Source organism: Pseudoalteromonas sp. R86517 (assembly GCF_042466295.1).
Classification (GTDB): Bacteria; Pseudomonadota; Gammaproteobacteria; order Enterobacterales; family Alteromonadaceae; genus Pseudoalteromonas; species Pseudoalteromonas atlantica.
The window spans coordinates 925055-940905 of sequence record NZ_JAXHCB010000001.1 but is presented as its reverse complement, the minus strand read 5'-3'; the positions used below and the strand labels follow the sequence as shown (position 1 = coordinate 940905).

13 protein-coding genes and 10 tRNA genes are annotated in these 15851 nt (G+C 41.7%); 21 read left to right on the top strand and 2 right to left on the bottom strand.

The window, feature by feature from the left end; genetic code table 11:
* Positions 1-55: 55 nt before the first annotated feature.
* The 16 genes from lolB (at position 56) to SJY38_RS04085 (ending at position 7144) form a co-directional block, all read left to right on the top strand.
* Complete coding sequence (lolB, locus tag SJY38_RS04160) at positions 56-643, top strand: lipoprotein insertase outer membrane protein LolB (protein ID WP_004588834.1); 588 nt, start codon at positions 56-58, stop codon at positions 641-643.
* Positions 644-645: 2 nt separating this feature from the next.
* Positions 646-1503, top strand: a complete 858-nt coding sequence (ispE, locus tag SJY38_RS04155) for a 4-(cytidine 5'-diphospho)-2-C-methyl-D-erythritol kinase (RefSeq protein WP_064384843.1) — start codon at positions 646-648, stop codon at positions 1501-1503.
* Positions 1504-1593: 90 nt separating this feature from the next.
* Positions 1594-2541, top strand: coding sequence for a ribose-phosphate pyrophosphokinase (locus tag SJY38_RS04150; RefSeq protein ID WP_004588832.1), 948 nt, complete (start codon positions 1594-1596; stop codon positions 2539-2541).
* Positions 2542-2692: 151 nt separating this feature from the next.
* The gene (locus SJY38_RS04145; RefSeq protein WP_004588831.1) at positions 2693-3307 is read left to right on the top strand and encodes a 50S ribosomal protein L25/general stress protein Ctc; all 615 of its coding nucleotides are present in this window, start codon (positions 2693-2695) and stop codon (positions 3305-3307) included.
* 18 nt (positions 3308-3325) lie between these two features.
* On the top strand, positions 3326-3910 hold the full coding sequence (gene pth, locus SJY38_RS04140) for an aminoacyl-tRNA hydrolase (protein ID WP_024033868.1): 585 nt from the start codon (positions 3326-3328) through the stop codon (positions 3908-3910).
* A 33-nt stretch (positions 3911-3943) separates the two neighbouring features.
* Entirely contained in the window at positions 3944-5035 is a 1092-nt protein-coding gene (gene ychF, locus SJY38_RS04135) for a redox-regulated ATPase YchF (protein ID WP_004588829.1), read from the top strand.
* A gap of 748 nt (positions 5036-5783) precedes the next feature.
* Positions 5784-5860, top strand: a tRNA-Met gene (locus SJY38_RS04130).
* Between the two features lie 67 nt (positions 5861-5927).
* Positions 5928-6012 (top strand) — tRNA-Leu (locus SJY38_RS04125).
* Positions 6013-6049: 37 nt separating this feature from the next.
* Positions 6050-6124 (top strand) — tRNA-Gln (locus tag SJY38_RS04120).
* 5 nt (positions 6125-6129) lie between these two features.
* Positions 6130-6206 (top strand) — tRNA-Met (locus SJY38_RS04115).
* 93 nt (positions 6207-6299) lie between these two features.
* Positions 6300-6384 (top strand) — tRNA-Leu (locus SJY38_RS04110).
* Between the two features lie 40 nt (positions 6385-6424).
* A tRNA-Gln gene (locus SJY38_RS04105) sits at positions 6425-6499 on the top strand.
* A gap of 123 nt (positions 6500-6622) precedes the next feature.
* Positions 6623-6707, top strand: a tRNA-Leu gene (locus SJY38_RS04100).
* 40 nt (positions 6708-6747) lie between these two features.
* Positions 6748-6822: transfer RNA gene (locus SJY38_RS04095), tRNA-Gln, on the top strand.
* Positions 6823-6945: 123 nt separating this feature from the next.
* Positions 6946-7030 (top strand) — tRNA-Leu (locus tag SJY38_RS04090).
* 39 nt (positions 7031-7069) lie between these two features.
* A tRNA-Gln gene (locus tag SJY38_RS04085) sits at positions 7070-7144 on the top strand.
* Positions 7145-7148: 4 nt separating this feature from the next.
* Here the strand turns inward: SJY38_RS04085 and SJY38_RS04080 are convergent.
* The gene (locus tag SJY38_RS04080; RefSeq protein WP_377109321.1) at positions 7149-8738 is read right to left on the bottom strand and encodes a putative bifunctional diguanylate cyclase/phosphodiesterase; all 1590 of its coding nucleotides are present in this window, start codon (positions 8736-8738) and stop codon (positions 7149-7151) included.
* 156 nt (positions 8739-8894) lie between these two features.
* Positions 8895-10064 (bottom strand): FAD-dependent monooxygenase, encoded by a 1170-nt coding sequence (locus SJY38_RS04075; RefSeq protein ID WP_377109320.1) that lies wholly within the window; start codon positions 10062-10064, stop codon positions 8895-8897.
* A gap of 256 nt (positions 10065-10320) precedes the next feature.
* Here SJY38_RS04075 and miaB point away from each other — a divergent pair, with 256 nt between their 5' ends.
* From miaB to lnt, 5 genes are read left to right on the top strand one after another with little or no spacing between them, the layout of a single operon-like run.
* Positions 10321-11769 carry a tRNA (N6-isopentenyl adenosine(37)-C2)-methylthiotransferase MiaB gene (gene miaB, locus SJY38_RS04070; RefSeq protein WP_029774570.1) on the top strand — a complete coding sequence of 483 codons (1449 nt, stop codon included), beginning with the start codon at positions 10321-10323 and terminating at the stop codon, positions 11767-11769.
* 57 nt (positions 11770-11826) lie between these two features.
* Positions 11827-12885, top strand: coding sequence for a PhoH family protein (locus SJY38_RS04065; RefSeq protein WP_055253090.1), 1059 nt, complete (start codon positions 11827-11829; stop codon positions 12883-12885).
* A gap of 4 nt (positions 12886-12889) precedes the next feature.
* On the top strand, positions 12890-13348 hold the full coding sequence (gene ybeY / locus SJY38_RS04060; protein WP_024033864.1) for an rRNA maturation RNase YbeY: 459 nt from the start codon (positions 12890-12892) through the stop codon (positions 13346-13348).
* Positions 13349-13370: 22 nt separating this feature from the next.
* Positions 13371-14255: a CNNM family magnesium/cobalt transport protein CorC gene (corC, locus tag SJY38_RS04055; protein ID WP_004589463.1), complete on the top strand. Its 885-nt coding sequence runs from the start codon at positions 13371-13373 to the stop codon at positions 14253-14255.
* Entirely contained in the window at positions 14236-15786 is a 1551-nt protein-coding gene (lnt, locus tag SJY38_RS04050) for an apolipoprotein N-acyltransferase (RefSeq protein ID WP_377109319.1), read from the top strand. Before corC ends, lnt begins: the two co-directional genes overlap by 20 nt.
* The last annotated feature ends 65 nt before the right edge of the window (positions 15787-15851 follow it).

Genomic DNA, 15851 nt, shown 5'->3' with positions numbered 1-15851 from the left:
TAAAGGCGGCAATTTTACCAAAAATCAGCGGAATATGGAAAGTAAGGAACAACATTTGATTAGACATTATTTAATTTTATTCACTCTTTTTTTGTTTTTAGCGGGCTGCGCCCACCAAATTGATACAAAAACAACGCTTTACGATGATTGGAAACCACGCTTAGCAGCGCAAAAAACCTGGCAAGCACAAGGTAAATTAGCGTTTATAAGCCCTGATGAGCGCCAATCTGCAAACTTAAATTGGCAACAAGACGAAAAACAAAACAACTTAGTGCTCACTACGTTTATTGGTACTCGTATATTGTCGCTTAAACAAACCCGCACAGGTGCGGTACTTGATTACGACGATAAAACATACACAGATACTAACGCCGCGTTATTATTAAAACGCTTAACCGGTTTTGACCTTCCAGTTGATAACGCCGATAACTGGTTAAAAGGCACGTTAACGTCGCAAACATTAAAAGTAGACGAACTTGGCCGTGCACAACAAGTTATTTGGTACGATAACAGCAATAAAAAGTGGCAAATAACGTATTCAAACTATAAACAGCAAGGTGGCTTTTGGGTTCCTGGCAATGTCACGCTAAAACATCAGCAAATTAAAATCAAAATTCAACTCTACAATTGGCAATTTAATTAAGTATGAATACTAAAACAGCTTTTTCGGTCATTGCACCGGCAAAACTTAACTTATTTTTACACATCAATGCGCGCCGTGATGACGGTTATCACGAACTAGAAACCTTATTTACCTTTTTAAATTTTGGCGACACACTCGACTTTTCAGTTAACGAAGCGCCCACTATTTTAATAACGGGTGATACGAAAGGCATAGCAGATTGCGATAATCTCATCTATAAAGCCGCGTTATTGCTTAAAAATCACTGTGGCATTTCATCAGGTGTAAAAATAAATCTCACTAAACGTTTACCTATGGGTGGCGGTGTAGGAGGCGGTTCATCTGATGCAGCCACCACGTTACTTGCACTTAATAAAATGTGGAATACACAACTAGATATTGATGAATTAGCAAACTTAGGCTTGCAATTAGGCGCCGACGTACCGGTATTTATTCGTGGTAAAAGCGCCATAGCACACGGTATTGGCGAACAATTGGTTGACGTAGAGCTTGAACAAAAATGGTATTGCGTTGTGCACCCTAATCAGCATGTCAGTACCGCTAAAATATTCACTCACCCAGATTTAAAACGCGATACACCAAAAATTTCAGGTGATTGGCGAACCCATAAATTAACCAACGATTGTGAGCCTTTAGTTAAAAAGCTCTGCCCCGAGGTTGAAAAAACCCTGCAGTGGTTGCTAAAATACGCCCCGTCGAAGATGACCGGAACAGGTTCATGTTGTTTTGTCGAATTTGCTAGCCAAGTTCAAGCACAAGATGTACTTGATAACCTCCCCCATACTTGGCAGGGTTTTGTTGCTTCTAGCGCAAATGTCTCACCTGCTCATACGGAGCTTGCCGCCATATTCGATCAATGAAGTAACGTACAAGTAATCATAAGTTAACGCGTAGTGGGTTTTACCTATTTACCCGTTAGTCCAAAAATTCAGTGCCTGAGGAACCCTACCGTGCCTGACATGAAGCTCTTCGCTGGTAACGCAACACCTGAGTTAGCTCAAAAAGTTGCAAAACGTTTGTATATTGAATTAGGCGATGCTGTTGTTGGCCGTTTTAGCGACGGTGAGATCAGTGTTCAAATAAATGAAAATGTTCGTGGCTCGGATGTTTTTATCTTGCAATCAACCTGTGCCCCTACTAACGATAACCTAATGGAACTTATCGTTATGGTTGATGCTCTACGTCGTGCATCAGCAGGTCGTATTACTGCCGTCATTCCTTATTTTGGTTATGCACGTCAAGACCGTCGAGTACGTTCTGCGCGCGTTCCAATTACCGCTAAAGTTGTTGCCGATTTCTTATCAAGTGTAGGTGTTGACCGCGTTCTTACGGTTGATTTACACGCTGAGCAAATACAAGGTTTCTTTGACGTACCAGTAGATAACGTATTTGGTAGCCCTGTATTACTTGAAGATATGGAAGAGCGTGAGTTTGAAGACGTTGTTGTAGTATCACCAGATATTGGTGGTGTAGTACGTGCCCGTGCTATTGCAAAACTACTTCACGACACAGACCTTGCTATTATTGATAAACGTCGCCCTCAAGCTAACGTTTCTCAAGTAATGCATATTATTGGTGATGTTGAAGGCCGCGACTGTATTATCGTAGATGATATGATTGATACCGGTGGTACTTTATGTAAAGCCGCAGAAGCACTTAAAGAACACGGTGCTAAACGCGTATTTGCCTATGCAACGCACCCTATTTTATCTGGCAAAGCTGCAGAGAACATTCGTAACTCAGTAATTGATGAAGTAATTGTAACTGACTCAATTCCGTTATCTGATGAATTAAAAGCGCTTGATAAAGTAAAAGTACTGACTCTTGCTGACATGTTAGCCGAAACAATTCGTCGCATCAGCAATGAAGAATCTATTTCAGCGATGTTTGAACACTAAAATCACACATTCGTTGGAACATATAAGCGCCTTTTGGCGCTTTTTTTGTATGTGTTGTTTATTTTATCGGGGGGCGGTGTTATGATAGCGCGCCTTTTGGGTAGGGACCTTGGTCGCAAAGGCCCTAACACTTTTAATTATTGGAGACATTATGTCTAACGAAACTTATACTTACAACGCTGAACTTCGCGTAGAAACTGGTACTGGTGCGAGCCGCCGCCTACGTCGCGAAGACAAAGTACCTGCTATCCTTTACGGTGCAGATAAAGAAGCGGTATCGCTTACTCTTGCTCATAAAGACATGATCAAAGCACAAGAAAGCGAAGGTTTTTACACGCACATTCTTACGCTAAATGTTGGCGGCGAGTCTGTTGAAGCTATCTTAAAAGATATTCAACGTCACCCATTCAAGCCAAAAATCACTCACCTTGATTTCCAACGTGTAGATGCAACTCACAAATTAGTAACTAAAGTTCCTCTTCACTTCATCGGTGAAGAAGCAGTTACTAAAGCTGGCGCAACTGTTGTTCACCAGTTAACTGAAGTTGAGATTTCTTGTCTTCCTAAAGCACTTCCAGAATTCGTTGAAGTTAACGTTTCTAATTTAGTAGTTGGTGATTCAGTTCACATTTCTGACCTTGAACTTCCTTCAGGTGTTCAGTCTGTTGAACTAGGTAAAGGCGAAGGCCACGACCTGTCAGTAGTTACAATCAAAGCTAACAAAGCAGCTCCTACTGAAGAAGAAGCTTCAGACGCTGCTGAATAATATTTAAGGTCTTGCACCTTGAATTCTATTCAAATGCTTGTGGGCCTGGCTAATCCAGGCCCCGAATACGCAAACACACGCCACAATGCAGGTGCTTGGTTCATTGAAGAACTCGCAGCACGCTACAACTGCACGCTCAAACACGATCCTAAATATCACGGCCTAACTGGCAAAGTGATCATCCAAGGCCAAGAATTCAAATTATTGATCCCCACCACCTACATGAACTTAAGTGGTAAAGCGGTCGGTAGTTTAGCCAATTTTTTCAAAATCCCCGTGGAAAACATACTTGTTGCCCATGACGAAATGGATTTAGACCCAGGCGTTGCCAAACTTAAAAAAGGTGGCGGTCATGGCGGTCATAATGGTTTAAAAGACATTATTGCAAAAATGGCAAACCAAAAAGATTTTATGCGTTTACGCATAGGTATCGGTCATCCAGGGCATCGTGAAATGGTTACCGGTTGGGTGCTTGGAAAAGCAGCCAAAGAAGACCAAGAAAAAATGGATGCAGCGGTTGATGAAGCAGTTCGTTGTATGGAAATACTTGCAAAAGATGGTGTGTTAAAAGCACAAAACAGACTACATTCTTTTAAACCATAATCGTTTAAACGAATCTTAACAAGGTATCTTACTATGGGTTTTAAATGTGGCATCGTTGGCTTGCCTAATGTTGGTAAATCAACGCTTTTTAATGCACTAACTAAAGCGGGTATTGAAGCCGCTAACTTTCCTTTTTGTACCATCGAACCTAACACAGGTGTAGTACCGGTACCCGATCCTCGCTTAGACGAGCTAGCAAAAATTGTAAATCCTCAACGTATTCTACCTACCAGTATGGAATTTGTTGATATTGCTGGTTTAGTAAAAGGCGCATCAAAAGGTGAAGGTTTAGGAAACCAATTTTTAGCAAACATTCGTGAAACGGATGCAATTGGCCATGTAGTTCGCTGTTTTGAAGACGAAAACGTAATTCACGTTGCAGGTACTATTGACCCTGCTGACGATATTGACGTTATCAATACCGAATTAGTACTTGCCGATATGGACAGCGCTGATAAAGCAATTTTCCGTAACGCTAAAAAAGCGAAAGGCGGCGATAAAGACGCTAAAGAGCAAAATGCAGTACTTGAAAAAGTTAAAGTACACTTAGACGAAGGGTTAACACTTCGCTCTTTAGAGCTTACTAAAGAAGAAAAAGCAGCAATTAGCTCAATTAACTTCTTAACTATTAAGCCTACTATGTACATTGCTAACGTAGCTGAAGATGGCTTTGAAAATAACCCACACCTTGACCGTGTACGTGCTATTGCAGAGTCTGAAGATGCTGTAGTAATTCCAGTGTGTGCTGCAATCGAATCTGAGCTTTCTGAACTAGATGAAGAAGACAAGCTTGAATTTATGGCAGACCTAGGTTTAGAAGAACCAGGCCTAAACCGTGTTATTCGCGGTGGTTACGAGCTATTGCATTTACAAACCTACTTCACAGCAGGTGTAAAAGAAGTACGCGCGTGGACTATTCCAGTAGGTGCAACTGCGCCGCAAGCGGCTGGTAAAATTCACACCGACTTTGAACGTGGCTTTATTCGCGCACAAACCATTGCTTATGACGACTACATTGCCTTTAATGGCGAAGGTGGCGCTAAAGAAGCCGGTAAAATGCGTCAAGAAGGTAAAGAGTACATTGTTAAAGATGGCGATGTAATGAACTTCTTGTTCAACGTATAATTACGCCTAAACAATCTGTTTATAAAAGCCCGCTTAATGCGGGTTTTTTTATGCCTTTAACCAGGTAAGTTTCATCCTAAAAGATAAATGGCCTTAATCACTTTTGGCTTTTTATATCAATTAGCATAATTAAGTGATTTATTTTGTGGATGGAAAAACCTGTTGATAGCTAGGAAAAAATCGCTATTTAGTTGTTCTAAAAGAGAATTTTTTCACACAGATAGCGACACCTTTAGTCCCGCAAAATGATATAAGTATTATTACGAATTGGTATTATACTCACGAGCTAAGCTAAATACTTTATTTAACGTGATAAATACGCATCAGTAATAAGCAAATTGCCCTAACAACTACCCCCACGCGGTGATTAATATGTAATTTTTAACGCAACTAGCGCAAGTTATGCCTACTTAAAATGATTGCATAGCCTGGTTGTTAAGTATCATAACTTCATTCAATAGCTAAAATACTCAATAAACTCGGTTTTAATACAACTTGATCACAAAGCGACTGCATAAATACTCAGCAGTTTTTATATTAACAGTTTTAAGTTGTTATTACTTAGTGTACTTTGACAGTTGATTTACAGTTAAAAAAACAGCAAATTTATTAAAATTTAGCCTCTTAGCTTAATTTTCCTGCAAACAAACCCTGTTAAGTGTTTTTTTGCAAAAAAGGTGTTGACGGATTTGGGTCATATCAGCATAATACGCCCCGCACTCAGCGATGAAGTGATAACAAAAGAGATGGCTAAGTAGCTCAGCTGGTTAGAGCACATCACTCATAATGATGGGGTCACAGGTTCAAATCCCGTCTTAGCCACCATTTTTCTTTTGTTGCTCAATGAAGAGTTTAAAATAACTACCTTCCTTTGATTACTCAAAGTGAAAATGCGGGAGTGGCGGAATTGGTAGACGCGCTGGATTTAGGTTCCAGTATCTTAGGATGTGAGAGTTCAAGTCTCTCCTTCCGCACCATGTTCTGATATGAACTAAACTATCAATTGTTTTCTGTTGGGATATCGCCAAGCGGTAAGGCACCAGGTTTTGATCCTGGCATTCCCAGGTTCAAATCCTGGTATCCCAGCCAACAATGGCTAAGTAGCTCAGCTGGTTAGAGCACATCACTCATAATGATGGGGTCACAGGTTCAAATCCCGTCTTAGCCACCATTTCTTTTTTAGAAGTGGCTCTGCAAGAGTTAAATTGCAGCTCAATGAAGAGTTTAAAATAACTACCTTTCTTTGATTATTCAAAGTAAAAATGCGGGAGTGGCGGAATTGGTAGACGCGCTGGATTTAGGTTCCAGTATCTTAGGATGTGAGAGTTCAAGTCTCTCCTTCCGCACCATGTTCTCGATAAGAACTAAAATAATCAGCTAATTCTTTGTTGGGATATCGCCAAGCGGTAAGGCACCAGGTTTTGATCCTGGCATTCCCAGGTTCAAATCCTGGTATCCCAGCCAATTTCTTATACCAAAGAAATTGCTATAAAGAATGACAATATGCGGGAGTATCGGAATTGAAAGTAGTCTTGAATTAGACGCTGGATTTAGGTTCCAATACATTAACACCTGTGTATGTTAAATGCGGGAGTGGCGGAATTGGTAGACGCGCTGGATTTAGGTTCCAGTAACTTAGGTTGTGAGAGTTCAAGTCTCTCCTTCCGCACCATGTTCTCGATAAGAACTAAAATAATCAGCTAATTCTTTGTTGGGATATCGCCAAGCGGTAAGGCACCAGGTTTTGATCCTGGCATTCCCAGGTTCAAATCCTGGTATCCCAGCCAATTTCTTCTACCAAAGAAATTGCTATAAAGAATGACCATATGCGGGAGTATCGGAATTGGCAGTTGTCTTGAATTAGACGCTGGATTTAGGTTCCAATACATTAACACCTGTGTATGTTAAATGCGGGAGTGGCGGAATTGGTAGACGCGCTGGATTTAGGTTCCAGTATCTTAGGATGTGAGAGTTCAAGTCTCTCCTTCCGCACCATGTTCTTATCTAGAACTAAAACTATTCCAAATTTAGCGTTGGGATATCGCCAAGCGGTAAGGCACCAGGTTTTGATCCTGGCATTCCCAGGTTCAAATCCTGGTATCCCAGCCAATTTCTATATTATCCTGTACTCTTCCTCATTAGCATATTTGTGTATAAACTCATTAATGTTTACTGGCTTGCTAAAATAATACCCTTGCAAATAATCACAATCCATTAGCGTTAATGTTTGTTTAAGATCGTTATCTTCTATTCCCTCTGCCACCACTTTACAATTAAGTCTCGTCGCTAAAAACAATGTCGATTCAACAATTGCGTAATCTGCTATTTGAGTCAGCATGTCTTTTATAAATGACTGATCTATTTTTATTTGGCTTATTGGTAATTCTCGCAGTAATACCAAAGAAGAAAAGCCAGTACCAAAATCATCTACACTAAATTCAAACCCTCTGCTATTTAGTTTTTGCATCATCGTGCGGGCGGCTTCTAGGTTTGTCATCATAGCACATTCGGTTATTTCAAAAATAATTGCGTCGCTTAACGTTGGGTCATGCTTTACTAGTTCTTCAACAAACTCATAAAACTCCGGGCTTTCTAAATCTTTAGTCGAAAGGTTTACATGCAACGAACCTATAAACCCAGCTGCTTTTAACTCCTTTAAATGCTTTATTGTTTCTAGTAGCACCCATTTAGAAATATTTAATATCAACCCACTTTGCTCGGCAATGCCAATAAACACCTCAGGGCTAATAAAAGAGCCATCACTTTGCGGCCAGCGTATTAATGCCTCTGCACCATGGACTTCATCGGCTCTGGCATCAAAAATAGGCTGTAAATAAAGCTCAAATTCGTGGTTTTTAATGGCGTGCTTAATACGTGAGGTCATATTTGAAAGCTCATTTGCTCGGGTGCTCAGCGCCTCAAAGTAATGTACATACAGTTGCTGTGTGTCTTTAGCCTCATGCAGTGCCAAGTCTGCTTGCTTTAATAGCTCATTAGCGTGCGACGAGTGATTCGCAAAGGTTGTTATTCCCACAGTCACGTGTACGCGTAAACTATGCTCGTAAATATGAAATGGGTGTTTGGTTGATTTTTTTATGGCTTCAATACATAAATTAACTGCCTCGTTGGCTGAGCTATCAACAATAAGTGCAAATTCATCGCCGCCTAAACGGTACAGCTTGGCTATTCCCACAATATTATGGCTGAGTGTTTTTGAAAAAATGCTTAACAGCATATCCCCTACTTTATTGCCGTATGAGTCATTAATCGATTTAAAGCGGTTTAAATCTATAAGCATTAAATAAAACGAAGGCTCGTACTTAACTTGTTTGTTAAGCACCTGAAAAAACTTTTTTCGATTAGGGAGGCCAGTTAAGCTGTCGTTTTCGGCAAGGGTTCGTTGACGTTTTGCAAAGCGGTCTATTTTTAAAATACTTTTATAACTGAGCTGAATAACTAAATAAACAAAAGCGCCCCCGCCAAATAAAATTAGCGATACGCTCATAGCAATAAATCCGGCTATGTCGTTATTTACAAAATAATAAAGTACATACCAATAACCCACTATAAAGCTAAAAATAAGCGCCAGTAGCAAAATCCACGAAACACGGTTAGTTTTTTTACAAATTTTTATTGTTGGCACAATGCTCAGCGTTAGTAGCAAAGCGCCAACAATGAGTATAAAAATAAAAAAAATATCCACAAACACACAACTTTTAATTGGTTAGTAGTTTGAGTATGGCAAAAAAACGCAATAACGGAATAAATTAATAGTGACAACTATGCAGGTGCCTAAATGGCATAAGAAAGAGAGTGATTGGCTGTGCATTTATTAATTTAGCCAATCACTTAAGCGGATTTAATTAAGCTCCCCACTAATGGCGTATTTTAATACCCAGTTTTTTAAAGGACCGGTATTGTTAGCCATTTTTAAAAACTGGCTGCGTGCCCATTTTAGTGGCGTAATTTGATTAGAAAAACCAAAGTAACACGCATCCATCATGCTCATCATTAATAGGTTGGCTTTACGGCGGCTTCGCTCGTATTCTTTTAGTTTTAGCGGACAACCTATATCATCAGCGTCTTCAAGTGCCTGTGCGAGTGCTACCACATCTTGAAAGCCTAAATTAACGCCCTGCCCAGCCAGTGGATTAATTGTATGAGCCGCATCGCCCACTAACACCAAACGCCCATTAGAGTAATTATTTGCATGCTGACGAGTAAGCGGAAATACCGCATGGCTTTGCACCTCAAAATCCCCTGCAAGAAGCGGAAACTTATTTAAAACATGCGCTTTAATTTGCTCAGCCGTTAATCCTTTAAAGTTTTGTAAGGTATTGGCGCTGTCGTACCAAATTAAATTAGCGTATGGCGCCTGCATAGGTAAAAAGGCTAACGGGCCTGTAGGAGTAAATTGTTGCCATGTTTTTACTTGCTGCGGCGCATCTAGCTTTATTAGTACGCCCATGCAGTGCTGCTGATACTGCCACCCTGTTACACCAATATTTGCCTTTGCACGTAGCTGCGATTGCCCGCCATCGGCTGCAATAACTAAATCAGCAGTGTAACGGGTATCGCCATAAATGAGGGTGATTGACGTTGTGTCTTGCTCAATAGCACTTAAAGGTGCTGATTGTTCAATAACCTCAATATTATAATGTGCAAACTGCTGCCAAAGGCTTGCTTGTATTAAATTGTTTTCAATTAAATGACCTAAGTGCGAAGTATTAATATCGGCGCAATCAAATAATAGGTTGTCGCCACCGCGCTCAAATGCTTCTAACTGCGTGTAAGGTGCTAATCGGTTTTGCCTTAAAATAGGCATAGCCCCTAGCTCGTCCAGCAGGTTTTCTGAAAAACGGTTAATAGCCGATACCCGTATATCTACCTGATCACTTGCTAAAATGGCATCGGCGTTAATCAGTTTTTTTTCTATTATTTGTACTGATTTTCCTTGCTGTGCAAGCTTTATGGCCATGGCCGCACCGACCATCCCTGCGCCTACAACAATCACTTTGTTTTGAGTCATGTTTTTCATCATTTGGTTAATACGTGAAACTGTTTTGATTGTACCGTAACTCGCCGCATTAGTGCGAGAGTATATAACTATCACGCTATTAAACTGCCTGTGTATTGATTTGAGATCACAAACATGAAAACTATACTTGGATCTGGGCGGGTATCCAGCTAAAATACGCGTCCTTTAAGTGAGCAACCTTGCTCCTTAATCCCGTTTTAAGCACATTTTTGTGCCACTACCGAATTGAACACGAGGCTATATTTCAATGAGCAAAAAGCTGCATATCAAAACTTGGGGTTGTCAGATGAACGAGTACGACTCTCAGAAGATGGCTGATCTTTTAGATGCAACCAACGGCTACCAGCTAACGGAAGAAGCAGCAGACGCCGACGTTATTTTACTTAACACCTGTTCAATTCGTGAAAAAGCGCAAGAAAAAGTATTTCACCAATTAGGTCGCTGGAAGTTATTAAAAGACGACAAGCCAGATTTAATTATTGGTGTAGGTGGTTGTGTTGCCTCACAAGAAGGTGACTCTATTCGCCAGCGCGCACCGTTTGTTGATGTTATTTTTGGCCCACAAACATTGCACCGTTTACCAGAAATGATTAAACAAGTGCAAGGCGACAAAGGCTCATCGGTGGTTGATATTTCGTTCCCAGAAATTGAAAAGTTTGACCGTTTACCAGAGCCAAAAGCAGAAGGCCCGTCTGCATTTGTATCAATAATGGAAGGTTGTTCTAAGTACTGTACTTTTTGTGTTGTACCTTATACCCGTGGTGAAGAAGTTAGCCGCCCATTAGATGACGTATTATTAGAAGTTGCGCAACTTGCCGAGCAAGGCGTACGTGAAGTAAACCTGCTTGGTCAAAACGTAAATGCATACCGCGGTGAAACACACGATGGCGAAATTTGTTACTTCTCAGATTTAATCCGTTATGTAGCAGCGATTGATGGCATTGACCGTATTCGTTACACCACCTCGCACCCGGTAGAGTTTACGCCAGATATTATTGATGCGTACGCTGATGTACCAGAGCTTGTTGATCACTTACACCTACCTGTGCAAAGTGGTTCAGACCGTATTCTTAATTTAATGAAACGCGGCCATACAGCGCTTGAGTACAAATCAACAATACGTAAGCTGCGTAAAATTCGCCCTAACTTAAGCATGTCGTCAGACTTCATTATTGGTTTCCCAGGTGAAAGCAAAACAGACTTTGAAGCCACGATGAACCTGATTAACGACATTGGCTTTGATATGAGCTTTAGCTTTATTTACAGTGCGCGTCCAGGTACGCCTGCCGCCGACTTACCTGATGACGTATCAGAGCAAGAGAAAAAAGAGCGCTTATACCTACTACAAAACCGTATTACACAAATGGCACAACAAATTAGCCGCCAAATGTTTGATACAGAGCAACGTATTTTAGTTGAGGGGCCTTCTAAAAAGAACCCAATGGAATTACGTGGCCGCACCGAAAACAACCGTGTAGTTAACTTTGTTGGCCCACACACAGTGATCGGCCAGTTTGTTGATGTACGTATTACCGAAGCGTTACCAAACTCTTTACGTGGCGATTTAATTCGTACAGAATCAGAAATGAACTTACGTCGTGATATTGCTCCTTCAGCTATTTTAACAAAAGCTGCAAGCGTTGAGCCAAAAATCGATACAACTAACGAAATTGGCGTAGCTACTTTCGTACCGTAGTTGTATAAATTCATTGCGCCAGTAACCCTTACTGGCGCACCCGAATAGGAAGTAATTTTGAGTAATCAGTTAAAAACATTAGAGATTTATTTAGAACCTGCCGACAACAAACGCCTTTCTTCTTTATGTGGCCCGTTTGACGAAAACATCAAACAAATTGAACGCCGCCTAGGTGTTGAAATAATCCACCGCGACAACTTTTTTAAAGTAACAGGTAAACTGCACTCAAGTGCCGCGGCCGTAGAAATTTTAAAAAACCTTTATGTTGATACTCAACCTGTTCGTGGCGAAATTGGTGAAATAGAGCCCGACAACGTACATTTAGCCATTACCGAATCAAAAGCCCTAGAACAAGAAGTGCCGCAAAGTGCGTACGGCAAAGAAATGTTTATTAAAACCCGCCGTGGCGTAATTAAACCGCGTAATGACAACCAAGGTTTGTATGTTGCTAATATTTTGCATCACGACATTACCTTTGGGATTGGCCCTGCCGGTACAGGTAAAACCTACCTAGCAGTTGCAGCCGCAGTAGATGCTCTAGAGCGCCAAGAAATACGTCGTATATTACTTACCCGCCCAGCGGTAGAAGCCGGTGAAAAACTAGGTTTTTTACCAGGCGATTTAAGCCAAAAGGTAGACCCATACCTACGCCCTCTTTACGATGCGCTATTTGAAATGCTTGGCTTTGAAAAAGTAGAAAAACTTATTGAAAAACACATTATTGAAATTGCCCCACTTGCTTACATGCGTGGCCGTACACTAAATGATGCGTTTATTATTTTAGATGAAAGCCAAAATACCACCGCCGAGCAAATGAAAATGTTTTTAACCCGTATAGGCTTTAACTCTAAAGCAGTAATAACGGGCGATATAACACAAGTTGATTTACCACGCGGTGCGCGCTCAGGCCTTCGCCATGCAATAGAAGTACTTAGCGATGTTGAAGAAATTAGCTTTAACTTTTTCCAATCGCACGACATTGTTCGCCACCCTGTTGTTGGCCGTATTGTCGAAGCCTACGAGCGCAATGACGAAAGCGAGCGACTAAAGCGTATAGAAAAACAAAAAGCCAAAGAGCAACTTGCCGCTCAACAGCCGCCTTCAACTAAAGAGTAATACCGTGAGCACCGAATTAGATTTACAAATAGCGTGTGAGTTTGACAACCTCCCAAGCGAAGAACAATTTGCACTGTGGGCCGATAAAGCCCTGAGCAAGTTTCGTGATGAATCTGAGCTGAGCATCGTTATAAGCGATGAAGCCCAATCACAACAATTAAACAACGACTACCGTGGTAAAAATAAACCAACCAACGTGTTGTCGTTCGAATTTGAAGCACCGCCAGGCATTGATTTGCCATTAGTAGGTGATTTAATAATTTGCCCAGCCATTGTATTGGCCGAGGCAATCGAGCAAGAAAAGTCATTTCATGACCACTTTGCCCATATGGTTATTCATGGATGCTTGCATTTACTTGGATTTGACCATATAAAGAGTGAAGACGCTTTTGAGATGGAAAGCATAGAAAAGCAATTACTTGCAGAGCTAAACATAGCTGACCCATACCGGGACGAAATTTAATTTAACGGAGCATTTAGACGCAATGAGCGACGATAACTCGCAATCTAGCCAGGGTTCTTCTGGCAAAACGTGGATGGGCCGCATAGCCCAAATGTTGCAAGGGGAACCCCAGAATAGAGAAGAGCTGGTTGAAGTAATTGCCGACGCGCAAGAGCGTGACGTAATCGACCCAGAAACCAAAGAAATGATTGAAGGTGTGCTTGGTGTATCCAAGCTTAAAGTGCGCGATATAATGATCCCGCGCTCACAAATGGTCACACTTGAGGTCGACAGCCCCCTTGAAGATTTGATCCCCATGATGGTCGACTCCACCCACTCGCGTTTTCCGGTGGTGTGTGAAGACAAAGACCACGTTGAAGGTATTTTGCTCGCAAAAGACTTGCTGCCGCTTATTTTAAATAAAGATGAGCACCTACCCTCACTGCGCGAATATTTACGCCCAGCCATGGTAGTGCCAGAAAGCAAGCGCGTAGACACCCTACTAAATGAATTTCGTCAGCAACGCTACCACATGGCTATTGTGATTGACGAATACGGCGGTGTATCGGGCCTTGTCACCATTGAAGATATTCTTGAAATAATTGTCGGCGAAATCGAAGATGAACACGACGAAGAAGAAGATCAACAAGATATTCGCCAACTTGCTAAGCATGTATACGTAGTACAAGCGCTCACTCCTGTAGATGACTTTAACGAGTACTTTAAAACAGGTTACAGTACCGATGAAGCCGATACCATTGGCGGCACGGTACTGCACGCATTTGGCCATATGCCAAGTCGCGGCGAAACAATTGAAATAGACGACTATCAGTTTAAAGTAACTAATTCTGATAACCGTCGTATTTTACAACTGCAAGTCACCGTTCCTAAGGTTGATGAAAACGACAGTGAAGAAACTACTAACTAAACTCACCCTGTTAGTAAAAGATAAAAAAGCATGGCTCGCACTGGTTGCGGGCCTTATTTTAACTTTTGGCTACGCCCCTTACCAAATTTGGCCCATCGCATTTTTTAGCATTGCCGCCATTATTTTTTGTATTAACCCAAACAACACAGGCAAAGCGCACGCAAAAAGCGCTGCTAAATATGGCTTTATATTTGGCTTAGGCTGGTTTGGCGCGGGTATTAGCTGGGTGCATGTATCTATTGCCACCTTTGGCGGCATGCCGCTTATAGCATCGCTCTCGTTAATGGCTTTACTGTGCTCATATTTAGCCCTGTTTCCGGCGCTGGCGTTTTGGGCTGCAACTCGCTTTGCAAGTGGCCCTAAAAGCATGGGGGCACTTCTAATTGCCACTATAGCCATTAGTGAATACTTACGTGGACACTTACTGACTGGCTTTCCGTGGCTAAGTTTTGGCTATACACAAACAGATGGCCCACTTAGGCTGCTTGCCCCCTATATTGGCGAATTTGGCTTAACGCTTACCTGTGTTGCCATTGGTTTTGCCCTTTACAGGCTCACCCAAAAAGATTTTAAAACCCCATTAATAAGCGCAGCCGCTTTAGCGTTACTTGTTATTGGCGCATTAAATTCAGGTAATAATCGCTACTCTGGCAAAGAAATGTCGACCTTATTGGTGCAAGGTAATATTAAACAACACCTGCGCTTTGAGCCCAGTGAGTTTTGGACCACCATGAGCAAGTACCAAGACTTAACACGCCCACATTGGGATGCCGACCTAGTGGTATGGCCCGAAGCCGCCGTGCCCGAAATAGAAGCCCTTGCCGACACGTACTTAGCCAACTTAGACAGCGCGGCCTCGTTTAATAAAACCGCATTAGTTACCGGTATTGTTGACTACCAGCTCGACACCAAAACCATTTACAACACCCTTATTGTGGTAGGTAATAAAGAGCACAACGACGAGCACGGCCATTATCGCTACCTAGACAAAAACCGCTACCGTAAGCACCAGTTGTTACCTATCGGCGAATTTGTACCATTTCAGGATATACTACGCCCTATAGCGCCATTGTTTGATTTACCTATGTCATCGTTTACGCGTGGCGATAGAGTGCAAAACAACTTACGCGCCAATGGATTTAATCTGCTACCTGCCATTTGCTACGAAATAGTATTTGCCGATTTAGTACGCGGTAATTACCAAAGCGACTCTGACTTGCTGTTTACCGTAAGTAACGACGCGTGGTTTGGCGACTCCATTGGGCCATTACAACACATGCAAATAGCCCGCATGCGCGCATTAGAGTTACAACGCCCGCTGGTACGTGTTACCAACAATGGCGTAAGCGCCGTATACGACCCAATAAGCCACACACAACAAACCATGCCACAGTTTGAAGCTGCGACCATGAAAGCCGATATAAATCTTATACAAGGCGACAGCGTGTACAGCCAATACGGCAATGTGTTTGTATGGGGATTTGTGGTGTTGATGATGATCGGTGGAATTGGGGTTAGGTTTAAAAAGTGAATGGAAGTTGATAGCTGTCGGTTGTCAGCTATCAGTATATAAATACAACCACAATAATTTAGTAA

Bases quoted from the DNA above. Each gene is read 5' to 3' on its own strand.
- ispE (WP_064384843.1), top strand. From the start codon at position 646: ATGAATACTAAAACAGCTTTTTCGGTCATTGCACCGGCAAAACTTAAC.
- SJY38_RS04145 (WP_004588831.1), top strand. From the start codon at position 2,693: ATGTCTAACGAAACTTATACTTACAACGCTGAACTTCGCGTAGAAACT.
- ychF (WP_004588829.1), top strand. From the start codon at position 3,944: ATGGGTTTTAAATGTGGCATCGTTGGCTTGCCTAATGTTGGTAAATCA.
- SJY38_RS04075 (WP_377109320.1), bottom strand. From the start codon at position 10,064: ATGACTCAAAACAAAGTGATTGTTGTAGGCGCAGGGATGGTCGGTGCG.
- miaB (WP_029774570.1), top strand. From the start codon at position 10,321: ATGAGCAAAAAGCTGCATATCAAAACTTGGGGTTGTCAGATGAACGAG.
- corC (WP_004589463.1), top strand. From the start codon at position 13,371: ATGAGCGACGATAACTCGCAATCTAGCCAGGGTTCTTCTGGCAAAACG.